This window comes from Hamadaea sp., from assembly GCF_013362815.1.
Lineage (GTDB): Bacteria > Actinomycetota > Actinomycetes > Mycobacteriales > Micromonosporaceae > Hamadaea.
In genome coordinates this window covers 72,285-91,672 of record NZ_JABFVK010000043.1, presented here as the reverse complement: position 1 = coordinate 91,672, position 19,388 = coordinate 72,285, and the positions used below count along the sequence as shown (strand labels likewise).

General features: G+C 69.6%; 17 protein-coding genes. 13 read left to right on the top strand and 4 right to left on the bottom strand.

Annotated features, from left to right (window positions below):
* The first annotated feature begins 73 nt into the window (after positions 1 to 73).
* From hisI to HOV77_RS20610, 3 genes are read left to right on the top strand one after another with little or no spacing between them, the layout of a single operon-like run.
* Positions 74 to 424, top strand: a complete 351-nt coding sequence (gene hisI, locus HOV77_RS20620; RefSeq protein WP_290864077.1) for a phosphoribosyl-AMP cyclohydrolase — start codon at positions 74 to 76, stop codon at positions 422 to 424.
* Complete coding sequence (locus HOV77_RS20615; protein WP_290864076.1) at positions 424 to 1,938, top strand: anthranilate synthase component I; 1,515 nt, start codon at positions 424 to 426, stop codon at positions 1,936 to 1,938. Before hisI ends, HOV77_RS20615 begins: the two co-directional genes overlap by 1 nt.
* Positions 1,935 to 2,201 (top strand): hypothetical protein, encoded by a 267-nt coding sequence (locus HOV77_RS20610; RefSeq protein WP_290864075.1) that lies wholly within the window; start codon positions 1,935 to 1,937, stop codon positions 2,199 to 2,201. The genes HOV77_RS20615 and HOV77_RS20610 overlap by 4 nt, the downstream gene beginning before the upstream one ends.
* 565 nt (positions 2,202 to 2,766) lie before the next feature.
* Here the strand turns inward: HOV77_RS20610 and HOV77_RS20605 are convergent.
* Positions 2,767 to 2,976, bottom strand: coding sequence for a hypothetical protein (locus tag HOV77_RS20605; RefSeq protein ID WP_290864074.1), 210 nt, complete (start codon positions 2,974 to 2,976; stop codon positions 2,767 to 2,769).
* A 200-nt stretch (positions 2,977 to 3,176) separates the two neighbouring features.
* Between HOV77_RS20605 and HOV77_RS20600 the strand changes: the two genes are divergently transcribed.
* From HOV77_RS20600 to HOV77_RS20565, 8 genes are all read left to right on the top strand, one after another.
* Positions 3,177 to 4,253: a hypothetical protein gene (locus tag HOV77_RS20600; RefSeq protein WP_290864073.1), complete on the top strand. Its 1,077-nt coding sequence runs from the start codon at positions 3,177 to 3,179 to the stop codon at positions 4,251 to 4,253.
* A 118-nt stretch (positions 4,254 to 4,371) separates the two neighbouring features.
* Positions 4,372 to 5,214 (top strand): indole-3-glycerol phosphate synthase TrpC, encoded by an 843-nt coding sequence (gene trpC / locus HOV77_RS20595; protein ID WP_290864072.1) that lies wholly within the window; start codon positions 4,372 to 4,374, stop codon positions 5,212 to 5,214.
* A 101-nt stretch (positions 5,215 to 5,315) separates the two neighbouring features.
* Positions 5,316 to 6,527 (top strand): tryptophan synthase subunit beta, encoded by a 1,212-nt coding sequence (gene trpB / locus HOV77_RS20590; protein WP_290864071.1) that lies wholly within the window; start codon positions 5,316 to 5,318, stop codon positions 6,525 to 6,527.
* Positions 6,524 to 7,309: a tryptophan synthase subunit alpha gene (gene trpA, locus HOV77_RS20585; protein ID WP_290864070.1), complete on the top strand. Its 786-nt coding sequence runs from the start codon at positions 6,524 to 6,526 to the stop codon at positions 7,307 to 7,309. Before trpB ends, trpA begins: the two co-directional genes overlap by 4 nt.
* On the top strand, positions 7,306 to 7,992 hold the full coding sequence (locus tag HOV77_RS20580; RefSeq protein WP_290864069.1) for a phosphotransferase: 687 nt from the start codon (positions 7,306 to 7,308) through the stop codon (positions 7,990 to 7,992). Before trpA ends, HOV77_RS20580 begins: the two co-directional genes overlap by 4 nt.
* A 166-nt stretch (positions 7,993 to 8,158) precedes the next feature.
* Entirely contained in the window at positions 8,159 to 8,623 is a 465-nt protein-coding gene (locus HOV77_RS20575) for an NAD(P)H-dependent oxidoreductase (RefSeq protein ID WP_290864068.1), read from the top strand.
* Positions 8,624 to 8,669: 46 nt separating this feature from the next.
* Positions 8,670 to 9,734, top strand: a complete 1,065-nt coding sequence (lgt, locus tag HOV77_RS20570) for a prolipoprotein diacylglyceryl transferase (RefSeq protein ID WP_290864067.1) — start codon at positions 8,670 to 8,672, stop codon at positions 9,732 to 9,734.
* Positions 9,735 to 9,741: 7 nt separating this feature from the next.
* Positions 9,742 to 10,950 carry an NAD(P)/FAD-dependent oxidoreductase gene (locus HOV77_RS20565; protein ID WP_290864066.1) on the top strand — a complete coding sequence of 403 codons (1,209 nt, stop codon included), beginning with the start codon at positions 9,742 to 9,744 and terminating at the stop codon, positions 10,948 to 10,950.
* 79 nt (positions 10,951 to 11,029) lie between these two features.
* Here HOV77_RS20565 and HOV77_RS20560 read toward each other — a convergent pair whose 3' ends face one another.
* Entirely contained in the window at positions 11,030 to 11,821 is a 792-nt protein-coding gene (locus HOV77_RS20560; protein ID WP_290864065.1) for a hypothetical protein, read from the bottom strand.
* Between the two features lie 379 nt (positions 11,822 to 12,200).
* Here HOV77_RS20560 and gltB point away from each other — a divergent pair, with 379 nt between their 5' ends.
* Both gltB and HOV77_RS20550 read left to right on the top strand, forming a co-directional pair.
* Positions 12,201 to 16,766: a glutamate synthase large subunit gene (gene gltB / locus HOV77_RS20555; protein WP_290864064.1), complete on the top strand. Its 4,566-nt coding sequence runs from the start codon at positions 12,201 to 12,203 to the stop codon at positions 16,764 to 16,766.
* A complete protein-coding gene (locus tag HOV77_RS20550) occupies positions 16,759 to 18,228 on the top strand; it encodes a glutamate synthase subunit beta (RefSeq protein ID WP_290864063.1) in 1,470 nt (489 codons plus the stop codon). Before gltB ends, HOV77_RS20550 begins: the two co-directional genes overlap by 8 nt.
* A 43-nt stretch (positions 18,229 to 18,271) precedes the next feature.
* Here HOV77_RS20550 and HOV77_RS20545 read toward each other — a convergent pair whose 3' ends face one another.
* Positions 18,272 to 19,069: a WXG100 family type VII secretion target gene (locus HOV77_RS20545; protein WP_290864062.1), complete on the bottom strand. Its 798-nt coding sequence runs from the start codon at positions 19,067 to 19,069 to the stop codon at positions 18,272 to 18,274.
* Between the two features lie 2 nt (positions 19,070 to 19,071).
* On the bottom strand, positions 19,072 to 19,377 hold the full coding sequence (locus HOV77_RS20540) for a hypothetical protein (protein WP_290864061.1): 306 nt from the start codon (positions 19,375 to 19,377) through the stop codon (positions 19,072 to 19,074).
* Between the last annotated feature and the right edge of the window lie 11 nt (positions 19,378 to 19,388).

Genomic DNA, 19,388 nt, shown 5'->3' with positions numbered 1-19,388 from the left:
CTAGATGAGTTCCGAGGGATGGTCAAGCCTGCCCCTGTCGCAGATCCCCGACAGAGCGCGGGAGAATCGTGGGATGCCGGACTCGACCCTCGACCCAGCCATCGCCCAGCAGCTCAAACGGGACGAGCACGGGCTCGTCGCCGCCATCGCCCGGCGGCACGACACCGGCGAGGTGCTGATGCTGGCCTGGATGGACGACGAGGCGTTGGCGCGTACGCTCCGGACCGGCCGGGCCACCTACTGGTCGCGCAGCCGCCAGGCGTACTGGGTCAAGGGCGAGACCTCCGGGCACGTGCAGCACGTCAAGGCGGTTCGGCTCGACTGCGACGGCGACGCGCTGCTGCTCGACGTCGACCAGGTCGGGGCGGCCTGCCACACGGGCGCGCCCACGTGCTTCTTCACCGAACTGCCGTTGGGGGCCTGATGCTGTCTGGTGCCGTAACCCCGGACCTCGAAGACTTCGAGAAGCGGGCGCAGGGACGGCGGGTGCTGCCCGTCGCGCGGCGGTTGCTCGCCGACGGGGAGACTCCGGTCGGCGTCTATCAGAAGCTCGGCGGTGGCCCCGGCACTTTCCTGCTCGAATCGGCCGAACCCGCCGCCGGTGCTGCTTGGTCGCGCTACAGCTTCATCGGCGTACGCTCGCTGGCCACCCTCACCGAACGCGACGGTCAGGCGGTCTGGCTCGGCAATCCGCCCGCCGACCTGCCCAGCGCCGGTGATCCCCTCGAAGTCCTGCGGGCCACCCTCGACGCGCTGGGGCACGACCACCTCGACGACGGCCTCCCGCCGTTGACCGGTGGACTCGTGGGGTTCCTCGGCTACGACTTCGTCCGCCGCCTGGAACGGTTGCCGAGTCTCGCCGAAGACGACCTCCACCTGCCCGAGCTCGGCCTGATGCTGGCCACCGACCTGGTGGTCCTCGACCATTACGCCGGAGCCGCGATCCTCATCGCGAACGCGGTTCTCCCCGCGGACGGCACCACCGAGGACGCTCGGGCGGCGTACCACATGGCAGTCGGCCGGCTGGACGCGATGACGACGGCCTTGTCGCGGCCGACACCACCGCTGGTATCGACGGTGAGCGGGGGCGTGCCCGCGTTGCGTAGCCGTACCGCGGACGGTGAGTTCCCGAAGGCGGTCGAGGCGGCCAAGGCCGCGATCCGCGCGGGCGACTGCTTCCAAATCGTTGTGGCGCAACGGTTCGAGGCCGAGTGCGAGGCCGACGCGCTGGACGTCTACCGGGTGTTGCGGACGACGAACCCGAGTCCTTACATGTACCTGCTTCGCTACGACGGCTTCGACATCGTCGGATCGTCGCCCGAGGCGCACCTGAAGGTCAACGCGTCGGGCAGGGCGCTGCTGCACCCGATCGCGGGCACGCGACCGCGCGGCGTCTCCGCAGAGGACGACACGCGCCTGGCGAACGAGCTGATCGCGGACCCGAAGGAACGCTCCGAGCACGTCATGCTCGTCGATCTCGGCCGCAACGACCTCGGCCGGGTCTGCCGGCCGGGCACCGTTGAAGTGCCGGAGTTCGCCACCATCGAGTTCTACAGCCACGTCATGCACATCGTCTCGACCGTGACCGGCGAACTGCGCCCGGAACAGTCGGCCTTCGACGCGCTTTGCGCGACCTTCCCGGCCGGCACGCTGTCCGGCGCGCCCAAGGTCCGCGCGATGGAGATCATCGAGGAGCTCGAACCCACGCGCCGCGGCCTCTACGGCGGCACCGTCGGCTACTTCGGCTTCGGCGGCGACCTCGACATGGCCATCGCCATCCGCACCGCGCTCATCCGCGACCGGCGAGCATATGTGCAGGCCGGGGCCGGTATCGTCGCCGACTCCGACCCCGCCGCCGAGGAACAGGAGACGCGCAACAAGGCCATGGCGGTCCTGTCGGCCATCGCCGCCGCGCAGACCCTGCGGGCCGCGCGATGAAGAACCGCGTACTGCTCGTCGTGGTGGTCGCCGCCGGCATCACCTGGCTCGTGAGTTCTTCAGTGGTACGCGCAGTGGCGCTGGCGGCGTTCGCCGGTGCGTTGGCCCTCCTGCTGTGGCCGCGCATCCGCGGTACCGGGCGGGCTTCCTCGCCCTCTCCTTCGTCCCCCTCTTCGTCGTCTTCGCCTTCGTCTTCGGCTTCGGCTAAGGACCTGTGGGACGCCATCGATCGCGGCGAGGATCCCACCGCCCCTCCCCGTTGATCATGAACCTAAGGTCCTTCTCGTCCGGCGTGTCGTGTCCCGAGCGCCCTGATCGACTCCGTCGGACCCTGATCAACCAGCTGGCTGGCGCGCGTCCGCGAGCCTGTCCGTCCGTGCCCGCCCCAAGATCATGTGCCCTTGGTCAGCGGAAAAAGGCCGCTAAGCGCTGATGGTCGGAACATGATCTCGCTTGGGCCGCTCGAATCGCCGGCCAAGGGCACATGATCTTGTCCTTGGCGACTGCGACAACCGCGACGGCGACCGCAACCGCAGCGGTGACCTACGCGCGCGGACCGATGATCAACGCCGACTCATGATCGAGTTCCCGTGATCAGCGATCGGCGGCCCGTTTTGAAGATCGATCCGGCCCCCCGGGCGCATACGGCGGGAACTGATCTCCGTTTCGGATCGTAAAACGGCACCGGATCTAGCCGCAGCGAGGTCCGTAGGTGCCTTGTCGATCAGGGAGTCGGAGGATCGATCAGGCTGCTGCGAACACGACACGCCGGGCGATCAAGACGGAAAGTTCATGATCGCGCGGAAAAGGCGGGGGAGGTGCGGTGCCTCAGGGGCGGCGAAGACGGGCGCGAAGGTCGGCCCGTTCGGCGGCGCGGGCACGGTCGGCGCAGACCGCGTCCCAGGCGTTGCCCTGCGCGGTGGAGATCGCCTTCTCGTCCACGAGGGCGCGTTGCAGCTGGCCGAGGAGCCGGGCGCTGAACACGATGACGGCGCGCGGTACCGCGGTGATGTCCCGTTCGGGTGCGATTGTGGACATGACGACCGCCTCCTGACGAATGCCCGACGACCATTCTGGTCAGCCGAGGCCAAGAACGCATCTCAACGTGCCGGGCGTCTCAAGTGTTCTGAGACATACCTTCTACGCTGCGGATTTCCGATTCGTGACACTGGCGTGACAACTGCCTCGCTCGATCGGCCGAGCGTTCACTAGGTAATTAAGTAGTTAAGTTTCTTTCCATGAGAAGGTTGCTCGCATTTCTCCTGGCCGTGACCGTTGGGATGGTGGCCGCTCCGGCCCCGGCGCAGGCGGCCGGAACACCACCGCAGATCTATGGGGCTTGGCACTGCAGCGACGACGCCTGCATCTGGGGCACCGTACGCACGGTCGCCGAGTTCGACTCGAAGAACCACTGGCTCATCGACCGCGGGGACGGGCGGCCGAGCGTCAACGTGGTCGTGCTGAGTTTCGTCGAACCGCTCAAGCTGCTGCACCAGACGAACGACACGGCGACGGTGAACGGCGTACCCCGAGGGATGACGCCGGAGATCGTCAACTACTTCACCTCGCACGGCATTCGCGTGATGCTGTCGATCGGCGGGATCACCTACACCGACGAGTGGGACGCGGCGCTCGCCGAGAACGGGACCCTGCTCGGGCAGCGGGCGGCGGCGGTCGCGACTCAGCTCGGCGTCGGCATCGAGATCGACTACGAGCAGAACTCGAACCCGAACCTCGTCCAGCTGCAGAACTTCATCACGGCGTACCGGGCGGCGCACCCGTATGACGCCTCCGGGGCGGACCCGAAGGCCCGGCTGACGATCGACACCGCCGCCGGGGACCGGTGGCTCATCGACATCAACCGCAAGGCGACCGCCGACTGGCTGCGTACCGACACTCCGGTGCTGGACTACGCCAACGCCATGGTCCCGGCCCGGCAGCCGTCGACCTCCGGCGCGATCGCCAACTGGCAGGAGCACCTCGACGGCAAGTCGACCTACTCCCCGCCGGTCCTGCCGCTGGCTCCGGCGAAGTTCACCGGCGGCCTCTACGTCGCCGAGGGCAGCAAGGTCCGGCCGGAGTGCACGAACTTCTCGGCCTCGCTGCAGAACAGCACCGGTTCGTGGCTGACCACCGCCGCCCCGAACGGCGCCGGGACGAGTTCCGGACTGCTCGGATACATGTTCTGGGCGGCCGAGCGGCCATCGACGCGGGGCGTCACGACTCAGCCGCCGAACACCTGTGAGGGTGGCATGGGCGCGGGAGCGACCTTCTACAACATCCCGATCCCGATGCCGGCGCTGCGACAGAGTTGAGCTGCGAGATCGTGCCGGGCCGTCACGGGGGCGGCCCGGCATTATGCACCATTCCACTCGGTGGCGCGCGCCATACCCCCGAGTCCGAGGCCGACATCTCGCCGCCTAGCATCCACCCATGGCACCTGGAGATGGGAAAACGCAGGTGACGGGGAGCGTTCTCGACGAGATCATCGCCGGCGTCCGGGAGGACGTCGAGGCACGTCAGCGTGAGGTTCCGCTGGAGGAGATCCGGCGGCGGGCGGAGGCTGCGACAGCACCGCTCGACGCGTACGCCGCGCTCCGGCGCCCGGGTGTGGGCGTCATCGCGGAGGTCAAGCGGTCCTCGCCGTCGAAGGGAGCGCTCGCCGAGATCCCCGACCCGGCCGAGCTGGCCGGGGAGTACGCCGCGGGCGGAGCTCGCTGTGTCAGCGTGCTCACCGAGGGCCGCTGGTTCGGCGGTTCGCTGGACGACCTCGCCGCCGTCCGGGCGACGATCGACATCCCGGTACTGCGCAAGGACTTCATCGTCTCCACGTATCAAGTGCACGAGGCCCGGGCGTTCGGCGCCGACCTCGTCCTGCTGATCGTGGCAGCGCTGGACCAGAAGGTGCTGGTCGGGCTGCTGGAGCGGATCGAGTCCCTCGGCATGACCGCCCTCGTGGAGGTGCACACCGAGGAGGAGGCCGACCGGGCGCTGGAGGCCGGGGCCCGGGTCATCGGCGTCAACGCCCGTGACCTGCGTACGCTGGAAGTCGACCGCTCGGTCTTCGAGCGGATCGCGCCCGGCCTGCCGAACCAGGTCGTCAAGATCGCCGAGTCGGGCGTACGCGGCCCGCTGGACCTGATCCGGTACGCGAGCGCCGGCGCCGATGCCGTCCTCGTCGGGGAGGGTCTCGTCACGCAGAAGAGCCCGCGCGAGGCGGTCGCCGAACTGGTCAACGCCGGAAACCACCCGGCGACGCCGCGACCGGCTCGGTAGACCAAGACGCCGCGACCGGCTCGATAGACCAAGACACCGCGACCGGCTCGGTAGACCAAGACACCGCGACCCGTCCGCTGAGGAAAAACGGAGGAGCGCCGATGCAGCCCGACGCCCGGGGCCACTTCGGCCCGTACGGCGGCCGTTTCGTGCCGGAGGCGCTCGTCGCCGCCCTGGACGAGCTGGACGCGCATTACCGCAAGGCGATGGCCGATCCGGAGTTCACCGGGGAGTTCTCCCGGATGCTCCGGGAGTACGCCGGAACTCCGTCGTTGCTGTTCGACGCCACCCGGCTGTCGGAGCGGGCGGGCGCGCGCATCCTGCTCAAGCGGGAGGATCTCAACCACACCGGCGCGCACAAGGTACGCAACGTGCTCGGCCAGGCGCTGCTCACCAAGCGCATGGGCAAGCAGCGGGTGATCGCCGAGACGGGCGCGGGCCAGCACGGCGTCGCGAGCGCCACTGCGGCGGCATACCTCGATCTTGAGTGTGTCGTCTACATGGGCGAGGTCGACACCCAGCGGCAGGCGCTGAACGTGGCGCGCATGAAGATGCTCGGCGCGAAGGTCATTCCGGTGACCCACGGTTCCCGCACCCTCAAGGACGCGATCAACGAGGCGCTGCGCGACTGGGTGACCAATGTGGATTCCACGCACTACCTGCTCGGCACGGCGGCCGGTCCGCATCCGTTCCCCGCGATGGTCCGCGACTTCGTCAGCGGCATCGGCGTCGAGGCCCGGGAGCAGTGCCTGGCCCTGACCGGTACGCTCCCCGACGCCGTCGCAGCCTGCATCGGCGGCGGGTCGAACGCGATCGGCGCGTTCCACGCGTTCGTCCCCGACGAGTCGGTACGCCTCTACGGCTTCGAGGCCGGTGGCGACGGCTTCGAGACCGGCCGGCACGCGGCGAGCATCACCGCCGGGGAGACCGGCGTACTGCACGGCGCTCGGACGTACCTGCTGCAGGACGAGGACGGGCAGACCATCGAGTCGCACTCGATCTCGGCCGGGCTGGACTACCCGGCGGTCGGCCCGGAGCACGCCTGGCTGCACGACACCGGCCGGGCGAGCTACGAGCCGGTGACCGACGCCGAGGCGATGGACGCGTTCGCGCTGCTCTGCCGCACCGAGGGGATCATCCCGGCGATCGAGAGCGCGCACGCGCTCGCCGGTGCGCTGCGGATCGCTCCCACGCTCGCGAAGGAACTCGGCCGCAAGCCGACCATCGTCGTCAACCTCTCCGGACGCGGTGACAAGGACATGCACACCGCCGGGGCGTACTTCGGGCTGTTCGAGAACGGAGAGGACGTATGAGCCTGTTCCAGAAGGCCTTGGCCGAGGGCCGCCCCGCGCTCGTCGGCTACCTGCCGGCCGGTTTCCCGACGGTCCAGGGCGGCATCGACGCCATCGACGCCCTGATCGACTCCGGCGTCGACCTCGTCGAGGTCGGACTGCCCTACTCCGATCCGGTCATGGACGGACCGGTGATCCAGCGGGCCACCGAGCGAGCGCTGGCGAGCGGTGTGCGTACCAAAGATGTGCTGGCGACCGTCGAGGCCGTGACCGGCAAGGGCGTGCCGGTAGTCGTGATGACCTATTGGAATCCCGTGGACCGCTACGGCGTCGATGCTTTCGCGCGCGATCTGGCCGCGGCGGGCGGCGCAGGCCTGATCACCCCGGACCTGATCCCGGACGAGGCCGAGGACTGGCTGGCCGCGTCGGACGAGCACAAGCTCGACCGGATCTTCCTGGTCTCGCCCTCGTCGACCGACGAGCGCATCGCGATGACGGTCGCGCATTGCCGCGGGTTCGTCTATGCCACGGCGGTCATGGGCGTCACGGGCGCGCGCGACGCCGTCTCGGACGCGGCCCCCGACCTGGTCGCGCGGGTCAAGGCGGCTCACTCTCCGGTTCCGGTCGGCGTTGGTCTAGGGGTACGCGACGGGGCGCAGGCGGCGCAGGTAGGCCGGTACGCAGATGGCGTCATCGTGGGAAGCGCCCTGGTGAAGGCCGTGGCAGACGACCCGACCCTCGCCTCGTTGCGCGCCCTGACTTCAGAGTTGGCGGCAGGCGTCCGGTCCGCTCGCGCCTCGTGACCCGGCGGGGGCTCGGTGAGCCGCTGCCGGTGCACGATCTCGCCGACCGGTACGCCAAATGGCACGCCGAGAAGGTCTACGAGTGGGAGGCCGGTCGGCCGACGTATCGGCTGACCAGCCCGGACGGCTCCGTTCGCTACGTGAAGCTGACCCCTTCGACCGGTCGGCTGCACGACGAGGCACTGCGTACGCGCTGGGCCCTGTCGTGGGTGCGCGTGCCGGAGGTGGTGGAGTTCGGCAGCGACGGCGACCACGACTGGCTCATGACCGCTTCACTGTCCGGTGTGGACGCTTCGACGCATCCGCTGCGGTCGTCCGATCCGGTTGCGCTGGTGACCGCGTTCGCCCAGGGGCTGCGGTTCTTCCACGACACCGTGCCGGTGGACGAATGCCCGTTCTGGTTCCCACTTTCAGGGGAGTCCACCGATCTCGTCGTATGCCACGGGGACTACGTACTGCCGAACGCGTTCCTGACCGGGGACGTCGTCACGGGGTACATCGATCTCGGGGACCTCTGCGTCGCCGACCGGTGGCTCGATCTGGCTGTTGCGCTGCGCAGCCTTGAACAGCCCTACAACCTTGGTCCCGGGTACGCCGACGTCTTCCTCGCCGCCTACGGCGTTTCGCTCGACTCCGCTCGCGCCGCTCGCTGGCTCTCGCTCTACGACGCGGCCTTCTCCTAGCGCGCCCCCGCCCCCCGCCTTTCTCTGCGCGATCATGAACTATCGGGCGTGATCGGCCGGCGTGTCGTGTCCCCAGGGCCCTGATCGACTCCCGAACGTCGTGATCAACTCCGCTGTGCCATGGCGACCGCCGCCAGGTCCGAGACGGCGTGGCAGGCTGAGAGGCGTGGCCCGTCTACTCGTCGTGCACCACACGACTTCGCCCGTACTCCAGGAGATGCTCGAAGCCGTGCTCGGCGGAGCGCGTACGGACGAGATCGAAGGGGTCGAGGTCCTCACGCGGCCGGCGTTGACCGCGACCGTCCCCGATCTACTGGCCGCCGACGCTGTGCTGCTCGGCACTCCGGCGAACATCGGGTACATGTCCGGCGCGCTGAAGCACTTCTTCGACACCGTCTACTACCCGTGCCTCACTGACACGGCGGGGTTGGCGTACGGGCTGTATGTCCACGGCAACAACGACACCGCCGGAGCGGTGCGGGCGGTCGAGACGATCGCGGGCGGGATGTCCTGGGTGCGTACGCGGGAACCGGTGGCCGTCGTCGGTGCGCCCGGCCCGGCCGACCGGGAGTCGCTCTGGGATCTCGGGGCCGTGACGGCGTACGCCGCAGCGTCGCGGGTCACGGGGTGATCGAGGGGCGCTATGTATTTCGGCGCACGGACGGTAGCGTGTGCCCGTGAACCTCGCCGCTGAGCTGACCCAGGGCCTGTCGAGTCAGGTGCTGGCCTGGATTCCGAGCCCTTCCGTCGCCGTGTGGAAGGTCGGGCCGATCCCGATCCGGGCCTACGCGCTCTGCATCATCCTGGGCATCATCGCCGCCGCGGTCATCTCCGATTACCGCATGCGACGCCGGGGCGCCCCGCGCTGGGCGGTTCTCGACATCGCGGTGTACGCCGTCCCATTCGGCATCATCGGCGGCCGGATCTATCACGTGATCACCTCGCCCGAGGCGTACTTCGGGGAGGGCGGCGAGCCGATCAAGGCGCTCTACATCTGGGAGGGCGGCCTCGGCATCTGGGGCGCGATCGCGCTCGGCGCGCTCGGGGCCTGGCTGGCCTGCAAGCAGATGGGCCTGCCGCTGGCGCTGGTCGCCGACGCGATGGCGGTCGGTATCCCGGTCGGGCAGGCGATCGGCCGGCTCGGCAACTGGTTCAACAACGAGCTCTACGGTGGCCCTACCACCGCTCCCTGGGGGCTGGAAGTCCACAAGATGGACCCCGGCAACCAGGGTCACGCGCTGATCGGGCCGGACGGCAAGGCGGTCCTGCTGGAGGGCCTCTACCAGCCGACCTTCCTCTACGAGCTGGTCTGGGACCTGCTCGTCGCGGTCTTCGTCCTGCTGGCCGACCGCCGGTTCAAGTTCGGCCGCGGCCGCGCGTTCGCGCTGTACGTGATGGCGTACACGGTCGGGCGGGGGGTCATCGAGACCATCCGCACCGACGAGGCGAACCACTTCTTCGGCGTACGCCTCAACGTCTGGACCTCGATCGTCGTCTTCCTCGGCGCGCTGATCTTCTTCCTGCTGCGCAAGGGCCCGCAGGAGTTCGTGATCCCGGCGGTCGACGGCGGCAAGGGATTCCAGGTCGTCACCGAGGCCCAGTACGACGAGTTCACCGCCTCGGGCACCCGGCCGGAGAGCACGGGCGAGTCCCCGGGTGAGTCCGAAGTGGACGACGATGACCCGCCTGCGGAAGACTCGGCGAGCGAGCCAGGGAAACAGGAAGAAGAGCAGAAGGGCTGAGGTCCGCATGGGTCAGGCGGTGGTGGTCGGAGCCGGCGTCGGCGGGCTCGCCGCCGCCGGAGCGCTGGCCCGCAACGGGTGGCGCGTCACCCTGCTGGAACGCAACGATCGGCTGCGGGCCGATTCGGCCGCGATGCTGTTGTGGCCCAACGGCGTACGGGCGCTGCGGGCGCTCGGCCTCGCCGACGGGCTCGACTCCATCGCCACGCCGGTCCCGCCCAGTGGCATCCGGCGGGCGGACGGCAGTTGGCTGGTCCAGCCCGGTGCGGCGGCGGCCCTCTCGCCGCGCTCGGCTCCGCTCGTCGTGCACAGCGAAGACCTCCACGACGCGCTGATCGCCCGGCTCACCGCCACGGTCGACGTGCGTACCGGGATCGACGTGCGCCAGGTCCGCGTCACGCCTCGCGACCGGCCCAGCGTCACCGACGGTCGCGCCACGTGGGAGGCCGACCTGCTCATCGGGGCCGACGGCAGCCAGTCCGCCGTCCGGCGCGCGGTTTCGCCGGAGTCCGGCGTGATCAGCAGCGGGTACGCCGCCTGGCGGGCCGTCATCCCCTGGTATCGAGCGCCCCACCTGGCGACGGAGGTGGCCCTGGGCACGGAGATCCTCGGCGGGGATTACCGCTTCTTCGCGGCGTCCCTCGGCGAACGTGGTTCCGCCGGGGCGTCCACTCGAGGCGGCATCTACTGGCAGGCGACCGTCGCCGGGGCGGCCCGGCCGGAGGCTCCGGCCACTCAGCTGGCCCTGCTGCGGCGGTGGTTCGAACGCTGGCCGGCCCCGGTCGGGGATCTGCTCGGCGCGACCGAACCGGACGACCTCGTCCAGCACGACGTACGCGAGATCAATCCGCCGCTGACCGAGTTCGGCAAGCCCGCCGGCTCCGGCGGTGTGGCGCTCATCGGTGACGCCGCCCACGGGATGGCTCACCACCTGGCGCAGGGCGCCTGCCTGGCGTTCGAGGATGTGGCGACGCTGGTGGCGCTGGCCAACCAGACCCAACCAGGGGACGGGCTACGTGCTGCGGTCACGGCGTACTCGAAGACGCGGGTGCCCCGATCGGCGGCGGTGGCCCGGCAGACCAAACGGGTCGGGGCCGTGCTCGCACCTCGGGGCAGATTCGGGACCAGGGCTCGGGACGCCGCGTTCGGCGTGCTCTCGACCCGGGTGCTCGATCGCGCCCGGGCCGAGGCCGCCAACTGGTTCCCGCCGAACTGACCCCTTCGCGTTGATCATGAACCTAAGGTCCCGCCTGGCGGCGTGTCGCCGCCCCTAGCGTCTTGATCAACGCGGGGCGTCAGGTTGTCGGCGGGATCGGCATGGTGACGTCGCCCCCCGATGCTGAGCCGCCGGTGGACGGTTCGCTCTTGAGATGGGTCGAGACCTTCGTCATCTCGGCCTCGCCCTTGGTGAGCATGCGCTCCCAGCGCTCCCGCATCGGCTGGATGAGACCGCCGCCGACGCCGACCACCAGGATGCCGCCGATCGTGGCGAGGATCGTGATGAGCACCGGCATCGTGACCGTGGTGGCCACGCCGATCTGGTTGAGCGCGGCGACCGCGCCCAGGACGATGATCGCGATCTGCGCCGCCCGGCCCAGCCCCTTGCCGTAGGAGAACTGCGAAAGGGCGTTGCGGATGATGTCGAAGACCGCGCCGGCGATGGCGACCGCCACGACGAGGATCACGCAGGCCACGATGAGGCGCGGGATCCAGGCGATGATCGCGTCGATCAGGTCGCTGATCGCGTTCGGCCCGAAGACGCCGAAGGCCAGTTGCAGCGTGATCAGCAAGATGATGTAGCGCACGATTCGGCCGACGAGCGCGCTGGGCGCGTACCGGCCGGTCCAGCGGCGCAGGCCGGTCCGTTCGGCCAGCCGGTCGAACCCGACCTTGGCCAGCAACCGGCTCACCGCCGAGTCGACCGCGCGGGCGATCAGCCAGCCGACGAAGAAGATGATCAGGAACACGATGCACTTGAGCGCCGCGTTGCCGACCGTCGCCAGCCAGTTCTGCAAGGTGTCGGAGATGTCGTTGGTAGCCCCGGCGACGCCGCTCAGCGGTGCACCGGCGCGGATGATGCTCCCCATCGCGTCCTGCCTTCCTCCAGATGGACAGTGGACGGCAAGGACGCACCACAGCTGCCGTCTATCGCACATTAATCCGAATTACGGCAATTTGTACGGCGAAAGACGTGAATACCCGCCATCTCAGCTTGTGGACATGTGATCTATCTGTGTCTGGCGGAATGACGGGGGAGTTAACGTAGACTCACTTTCACTCCCCGTACGGGGCGAGCAACACTTGCCATAGGTGGCAACCTTGCCGCGCGGCGGACCGGCGATCCCGGTCGGCGACCGTAACCGGGAAATTCTTCCCTCAGGGCCGATGTCGTCCCGATTTCATGACCCACATGAGCAAGCCGGCGTTTCACACGCCCGACTCTCGTGACGACGACAGGAGGCCGGTGTGGCATACCCGTACCCCCAGGGCCTTTACGATCCGGCCAATGAGAAGGACGCCTGCGGCGTCGCCTTCGTCGCCGACCTCCATGGCCGGCGCGCACACGACGTCGTGGCCAAGGGCCTGGCCGCGTTGTGCCGGTTGGATCACCGAGGAGCCCGCGGCGCCGAGCCGGAGACGGGGGACGGCGCCGGGATCATGATCCAGATCCCGGACGAGTTCTACCGGGCGGTGCTGGCCGACGAGGGCGCCTCGTTCGAGCTGCCCCCGGCCGGGCAGTACGTCACCGGTCTCGTCTTCCTGCCGACCAACGGCGCGGACGAGGCCCGGGCGCTGACCGTCCTGGAGAAGTACGCCCTCGTCGAGGGCGCGGAGATCATCGGCTGGCGCGACGTCCCGGTACGCCCCCGGGGCCTGGGCGCGACGGCCGAGCGCGCGCGGCCGCGGATTCGCCAGGTGTTCCTGAAGGCGCACAGCCTCGCCGCGCCGTACCGGCCGCTCGACGGGCTGGAGCTGGAGCGCGTCGCGTTCTGCGTACGCAAGCAGACCGAGCGGGAGACCCGTGAGCGCGGTGTTCCGCTCTACTTCCCGTCGCTGTCCGGCCGGACGGTCGTCTACAAGGGCATGCTCACGCCGGAGCAGCTCACCACGTTCTTCCCGGATCTGGCCGACGAGCGGGTGGTCTCCGCGATCGCGCTGGTGCACTCGCGGTTCTCGACGAACACCTTCCCGAGCTGGCCGCTGGCCCACCCGTACCGGTTCATCGCGCACAACGGCGAGATCAACACCATCCGGGGGAACAAGAACTGGATGCAGGCCCGGGAATCGTTGCTGGCCAGCCCCTTGATCCCCGGCAACCTCAAGCGCCTGTTCCCGATCTGCACGCCGGACGGCTCGGACTCGGCGAACTTCGACGAGGTGCTGGAGCTGCTGCACCTGACCGGGCGCAGCCTGCCGCACGCGGTGCTGATGATGATCCCCGAGGCGTGGGAGAACGACGCCAGCCTCGCGACCACCCCCGAAGGCGCTGCTCGCAAGGCGTTCTACCAGTTCCATGCGAGCCTGATGGAGCCGTGGGACGGCCCGGCCGACGTCGCCTTCTGCGATGGCACCGTGGTGGGCTCGGTGCTCGACCGCAACGGCCTGCGCCCCGGTCGTTGGTCGCTGACCAGCGACGGCCTGGTCGTGCTGGGCAGCGAGTCCGGCATGCTCGACCTCGACCCCGCAACGGTGGTCGCCAAGGGCCGGGTGCAGCCGGGCCGGATGTTCCTCGTGGACACCGCGGCCGGCCGGATCATCGGCGACGACGAGATCAAGGGCGACCTGGCCGCCGACGCCCCGTACGCGGACTGGCTGCACGCTGGGCTCATCCACCTCGAGTCGCTGCCCGAGCGGGAGCACATCGTCTACGCGCACGACTCGGTGCAGCGGCGGCAGCAGACCTTCGGCTACACCGAGGAGGAGCTCAAGATCCTCGTCGGGCCGATGGCGCGCGCCGGGGCCGAGCCGCTCGGCTCGATGGGCACCGACACGCCGATCTCGCCGCTGTCGACCCGGCCGCGGTTGCTCTACGACTACTTCCACCAGCTCTTCGCGCAGGTGACCAACCCGCCGCTGGACGCCATCCGTGAGGAGATGGTGACCAGCCTCGCCGGTACGATCGGGCCGGAGGGCAACCTGCTCGACCCGGGCCCGGCGAGCTGCCGGCAGATCGTGCTGCCGTTCCCGATCATCGACAACGACGAGCTGGCCAAGATCCTCTCGATCGACGACGACGGGGACATGCCCGGTTACCAGGCGGTTCGCGTCTCCGGCCTCTATCCGCTGCGAGACGGTGCGGCCGGGCTCAAGGCGCGGCTGACCGAGATCTGCCGGCACGTCTCGGAGGCGATCGAGGACGGCGTACGCATCCTCGTGCTGTCCGACCGCGACTCGACCGCCGATCTCGCCCCCATCCCGTCGTTGCTGCTCACCGCGGCGGTGCATCAGCACCTGATCCGGGAGCAGACGCGTACGCAGGTCGCCCTGATCGTCGAGTCCGGTGACTGCCGAGAGGTCCACCACGCCGCAGTGCTCATCGGGTACGGCGCGGCGGCGGTCAACCCGTACCTCGCGTTCGAGAGCGCCGAGGACCTGATCCGCGAGGGCGCGCTGGCCGGCGTGACGCCGGAGAAGGCGATCCGCAACTACGTGAAGGCGCTCGGCAAGGGCGTCCAGAAGATCATGTCCAAGATGGGCATCTCGACGGTGTCGTCCTACTGCGGCGCCCAGGTGTTCGAGGCGGTCGGCCTGGATTCGCGGCTGGTGGAGCGGTATTTCACCAGTACGTCGTCGAAGATCGGCGGCATCGGGCTCGCCGAGATCCACGCCGAGGTGGCCGCCCGCCACTCGGTGGCGTACCCGTTGAATGTCGCGGAGCAGGCACATCGCCGCCTGGAGGTGGGCGGCGAGTATCAATGGCGTCGCGAGGGTGAGCTGCACCTGTTCAACCCGGAGACGGTCTTCCTGCTGCAGCACGCGACGCGGGCCAAGCAGGAGGGCGTCTTCCGCGAGTACACCGCGAAGGTCGACGACCTCGCGGCCCAGGCGGGTTCGTTGCGCGGCCTGTTCAGTTTCGCGGACCGTGAGCCGATCTCGATCGACGAGGTCGAGCCGGTCGAGGCGATCGTCAAGCGGTTCGCGACCGGCGCGATGAGCTATGGCTCGATCTCGGCGGAGGCGCACGAGACGCTGGCCATCGCGATGAACAACCTGGGCGCGAAGTCGAACACGGGCGAGGGCGGCGAGGACGTCGAGCGGCTCTATGACCCGACTCGGCGTTCCGCGGTCAAGCAGATCGCCTCGGGCCGCTTCGGCGTGACCACCGAGTACCTGGTCAATGCCGACGACCTGCAGATCAAGATGGCGCAGGGGGCCAAGCCCGGCGAGGGCGGCCAGCTGCCGGGCAACAAGGTCTGGCCGTGGATCGCCAAGACCCGGCACGCCACCGCGGGGGTCGGGCTGATCTCGCCGCCGCCGCACCACGACATCTACTCGATCGAAGACCTCGCGCAGCTCGTCTTCGACCTCAAGAGCGTCAACCCGGCCTCGCGCGTCCACGTCAAGCTGGTCAGCGAGACCGGCGTGGGCACGGTCGCCGCGGGTGTCGCGAAGCTCAAGGCCGACGTCATCCTCATCTCCGGCCACGACGGCGGCACCGGCGCGTCTCCCCTCAACAGCCTCAAACACGCTGGTACGCCGTGGGAGCTGGGCTTGGCGGAGACGCAGCAGACGCTGCTCCTGAACGGGCTGCGCGACCGGGTGACGGTGCAGGTCGACGGGCAGCTCAAGACCGGCCGCGACGTCGTGATCGCCGCGTTGCTCGGTGCGGAGGAGTTCGGCTTCGCCACCGCGCCGCTGATCGTCGCCGGGTGTGTGATGATGCGCGTGTGCCATCTGGACACCTGTCCGGTCGGCATCGCGACGCAGAACCCGCGCCTGCGCGAGCGGTTCACGGGCAAGCCGGAGTTCGTCGAGAACTTCTTCCTGTTCCTCGCTCAGGAGGTGCGCGAGTACCTGGCCGCGCTCGGCCTGCGCAGCATCGACGAGGCCGTCGGCCGGGTCGACCTGCTGAACTTCGCCCCGGCGGTGGATCACTGGAAGGGGCACGGGCTCGACCTGGGCGCCGTGCTGCACCAGCCGTCGCTGCCGGTCGGCGCGGCCCTGCGCAAGGTCCGCGACCAGGACCACCAGCTGCACAAGTCGCTCGACAACCAGCTGCTGGAACTCGCCGCACCGGCGTTGGAGAGCGGCACCCGCGTCGCAGCGACGGTCGCCGTACGCAACGAGCACCGCAGCGTCGGCGCGATGCTGGGCGGCGAAGTCGTCCGGCGTTACCGGGGCGAGGGGCTGCCGGACGGCACGATCGACCTCACCCTGGTCGGCACGGCCGGGCAGTCGTTCGGCGCGTTCGTGCCGCGCGGGGTGACGCTGAAGCTGCTCGGCGACGCCAACGACTACGTCGGCAAGGGGCTGTCCGGGGGCCGGCTGATCATCCGGCCGCATACGAGCGCGCCGTTCGCCGCCGAGGCCAACGTCATCGCGGGCAACACCGTGCTCTACGGGGCGACCTCCGGTGAGGTGTACCTGCGCGGGCAGGCCGGGCAGCGGTTCGCCGTACGCAACTCCGGCGCGACCGCCGTGGTGGAGGGCGTCGGCGACCACGGCTGCGAGTACATGACCGGCGGCACGGTCGTCGTGCTCGGCCCGACCGGGCGCAACTTCGCCGCCGGCATGAGCGGCGGGCAGGCGTACCTGCTCGACCTGGACAGCGACCTGGTCAACCGCGATCTGGTCGACCTCGACCCGGTGACCGGTCCGGCGGCGTCGGCGCTGCGGGCGCTCGTCGACAAGCACTACGCGGAGACCGGTTCGACGGTGGCGGAGAAGCTGCTCGCCGACTGGGACGCCGCGCTCACCCGGTTCACTGCGGTGATCCCCCGGGACTACAAGAAGGTACTGGAAGTCATGCGGGCCGCCGAAGCCGCCGGTCGCGACGTAGACGCCGCGGTCATGGAGGTCTCTCGTGCCTGATCCCAATGGTTTCCTGCGCTACGGCCGGCGGCTGCCGGCCCGCCGCCCCGTCCCGGTACGCATCATGGACTGGCAGGAGGTCTACCCGCCCGCCGATCAGGAGCTCGTCCGCGAGCAGGCCACCCGGTGCATGGACTGCGGCATCCCGTTCTGCCACGACGGCTGTCCGCTCGGGAACCGGATTCCGGACTGGAACGACCTTGTGCGTACGGGGTCGTGGGGGTCGGCGATCGAGTCCCTGCACGCCACCAACAACTTCCCGGAGTTCACCGGGCGGCTGTGCCCGGCGCCGTGTGAGGCTGCGTGCGTACTCGGGATCGGCGACGACCCCGTTGCGATCAAGCAGGTCGAAGTCTCCATCATCGACCAGGCGTTCGCCGACGGCTCGGTCGTCGCCCAGCCCGCGCCCGCATCTTCGGGCAAGACGGTTGCGGTCGTCGGCTCCGGCCCGGCCGGGCTGGCCGCGGCCCAGCAGCTGGCCCGCGCCGGCCACCAGGTGACCGTCTACGAGCGGGACGAGAAGGTGGGCGGCCTGCTCCGGTACGGCATCCCCGACTTCAAGCTGGAGAAGCACCACATCGACCGCCGGGTCGCGCAGCTCTCGGCCGAAGGAGTCTCCTTCCGGACCGGCGTGAACGTCGGCGTGGACGTCTCGGCTTCCGAACTTCGGGCTTCGCACGACGCGGTGCTGCTGGCGACCGGTGCGCTCGCCGGGCGGGACACCCCGGAGACGCCGGGTCGCGCGCTGGCCGGCGTCCACCTGGCGATGGACCACCTCGTGCAGTCCAACCGGCACGTCGACGGCGGCCCCGCGCCGCAGATCACGGCCGAGGGCAAGCACGTCATCATCATCGGCGGCGGCGACACCGGCGCGGACTGCCTGGGCGTCGCGCACCGGCAGGGGGCCGCGTCGGTCACCCAGCTCGACCGCTACCCGTTGCCGCCGTCGGCGCGCGACGGCGACCGGGACCCGTGGCCGACCTGGCCCTGGATCCTGCGGAACTACCCGGCCCACGAGGAGGGCGGCGAGCGGGTCTTCTCCGTCGCCGTTCAGCGGTTCGTCGACGACGGCCAGGGCAACGTGCGGGCCATCGTGCTCGCCGACGTCACGGTTCAGCGCGTCGGCGGCCGAGGCGTCGTCACCGTCGTGCCGGGCAGCGAGCGGGAGATCCCGGCCGACCTCGTGCTGCTCGCGATCGGGTTCGAAGGCACCGACGCGTACGCCGCGTTGGAGCAGCTGGAGCTGCCGTCGCGGGGGACCGTCGCGGTCGACGCCGCCTGGCAGACCAGTACGCCGGGCGTCTTCGCCGCCGGTGATGTCCACAAGGGAGCGTCGCTCATCGTGTGGGCCATCGCCGAGGGGCGCTCCGCCGCTGCGGCGATCCATGCGTACCTGGGTGGGGAGGGTGCCTTGCCGGCTCCGGTACGCCCCTCGTCCCAGCCGCTCGCCGCCGCGCGCTGACGCGAAAAGGGGCCCCGAGGAGGGGCCCCTTTTGCAGCGCTCGCTATAGCAGGGCGGGCCAGTCGATCGACTTGTCCCCGGCGCCGATGGTCGGCCGGACGACGTGATTGCCGACCGTCGGCTCGACGATCGTCTTCTTGATCACCCAGTTCGTGGCGATGAGCTGGTAGCCGGTGCCAGTGGCGAACCGAGCCTTCGTCCACGCACTCACGCCGGTCGACTTCAACTTGGTGATCTTGTACGCCTTCGCGAAGTCGCTCATCGTCTTGAGGAACTTCTCGGCGGCCCGCAGCAGCTTGGCCAGCTTCGACGCGACGGTGGCGCAACGACCGGCGGCGACCGCGGATTCGGCCCAGCCCGCGGCGGTGCCGGCGGCGACCGAGGCGCCGAGGGTGATCCACGAAGACGCCAGCGCCACGATGATCGTGCAGATCAGCCAGGCGATGAGTTCCTTGATGATGTCGACGACCAAGTCTTCGGCCTGCTGCGCGCCGGTCGCGGTCTGCTCCAGCATCTCGGCGGTGCCCTTGAAGTGCTCGACGATCTCGGCGAGGTTGGTCGACAGCTCGCCGATCTCCTTGTCGAACGCCTTCGCGGCGTCGCCTTCCCACGCCGCGATCAGCTTGGCGCGGGCGTCGCTCTCCTGCGTGATGAGCCCGGAGACCGCGGTCGCGGCGTGCTTCCAGGCTTCCGCCTTGGCCCGCAACCCCTCGGGGTCGCCGGTCACCTGGTCGAGCGGGTGGGAGAGGAAGTCGACGATGGGCTTGATGATGTGCAGCGCGGCACCGGCGGGCGACAGCCAGCCGTCGATGCGCATCGCACCGGCTTCAGAGCGTGCCATGATCACTGACCTCCGTATCGCTGGGCGGCGGCCTTGTCGGCCGTGCGATACGCGTCGCGCACGGCTTCCATCGCGTCGGCCAGCGCGTCGAAGACGTCCCGGCCGTCGGTGAGCACCTGAAGCCCGGCTTCACACCGCTCGCTGTACTTCCCGGCGATGCCCTGCGACTCCTGGAGCAGCCCGAAACTGTCGCCGCTCACGTCGGCGTCGACCAGCCCCTGCCGGGCGCGGTCGAAACCGTCGGCGACCGACGACGCCGTCTGGCGGTAACTGTCGAGCGCCTGTAAGGCGATCTTGGTGGTATCCACTCGAGTTCCCT

What these genes read in the sequence shown, in the direction of transcription:
- HOV77_RS20560 (WP_290864065.1), bottom strand. Translation starts at nt 11,821, where the DNA reads ATGGGGAGCATCATCCGCGCCGGTGCACCGCTGAGCGGCGTCGCCGGG.
- HOV77_RS20605 (WP_290864074.1), bottom strand. Translation starts at nt 2,976, where the DNA reads ATGTCCACAATCGCACCCGAACGGGACATCACCGCGGTACCGCGCGCC.
- hisI (WP_290864077.1), top strand. Translation starts at nt 74, where the DNA reads ATGCCGGACTCGACCCTCGACCCAGCCATCGCCCAGCAGCTCAAACGG.
- HOV77_RS20610 (WP_290864075.1), top strand. Translation starts at nt 1,935, where the DNA reads ATGAAGAACCGCGTACTGCTCGTCGTGGTGGTCGCCGCCGGCATCACC.
- trpB (WP_290864071.1), top strand. Translation starts at nt 5,316, where the DNA reads ATGCAGCCCGACGCCCGGGGCCACTTCGGCCCGTACGGCGGCCGTTTC.
- trpA (WP_290864070.1), top strand. Translation starts at nt 6,524, where the DNA reads ATGAGCCTGTTCCAGAAGGCCTTGGCCGAGGGCCGCCCCGCGCTCGTC.
- HOV77_RS20600 (WP_290864073.1), top strand. Translation starts at nt 3,177, where the DNA reads ATGAGAAGGTTGCTCGCATTTCTCCTGGCCGTGACCGTTGGGATGGTG.
- HOV77_RS20615 (WP_290864076.1), top strand. Translation starts at nt 424, where the DNA reads ATGCTGTCTGGTGCCGTAACCCCGGACCTCGAAGACTTCGAGAAGCGG.
- HOV77_RS20545 (WP_290864062.1), bottom strand. Translation starts at nt 19,069, where the DNA reads ATGGCACGCTCTGAAGCCGGTGCGATGCGCATCGACGGCTGGCTGTCG.
- HOV77_RS20565 (WP_290864066.1), top strand. Translation starts at nt 9,742, where the DNA reads ATGGGTCAGGCGGTGGTGGTCGGAGCCGGCGTCGGCGGGCTCGCCGCC.
- trpC (WP_290864072.1), top strand. Translation starts at nt 4,372, where the DNA reads ATGGCACCTGGAGATGGGAAAACGCAGGTGACGGGGAGCGTTCTCGAC.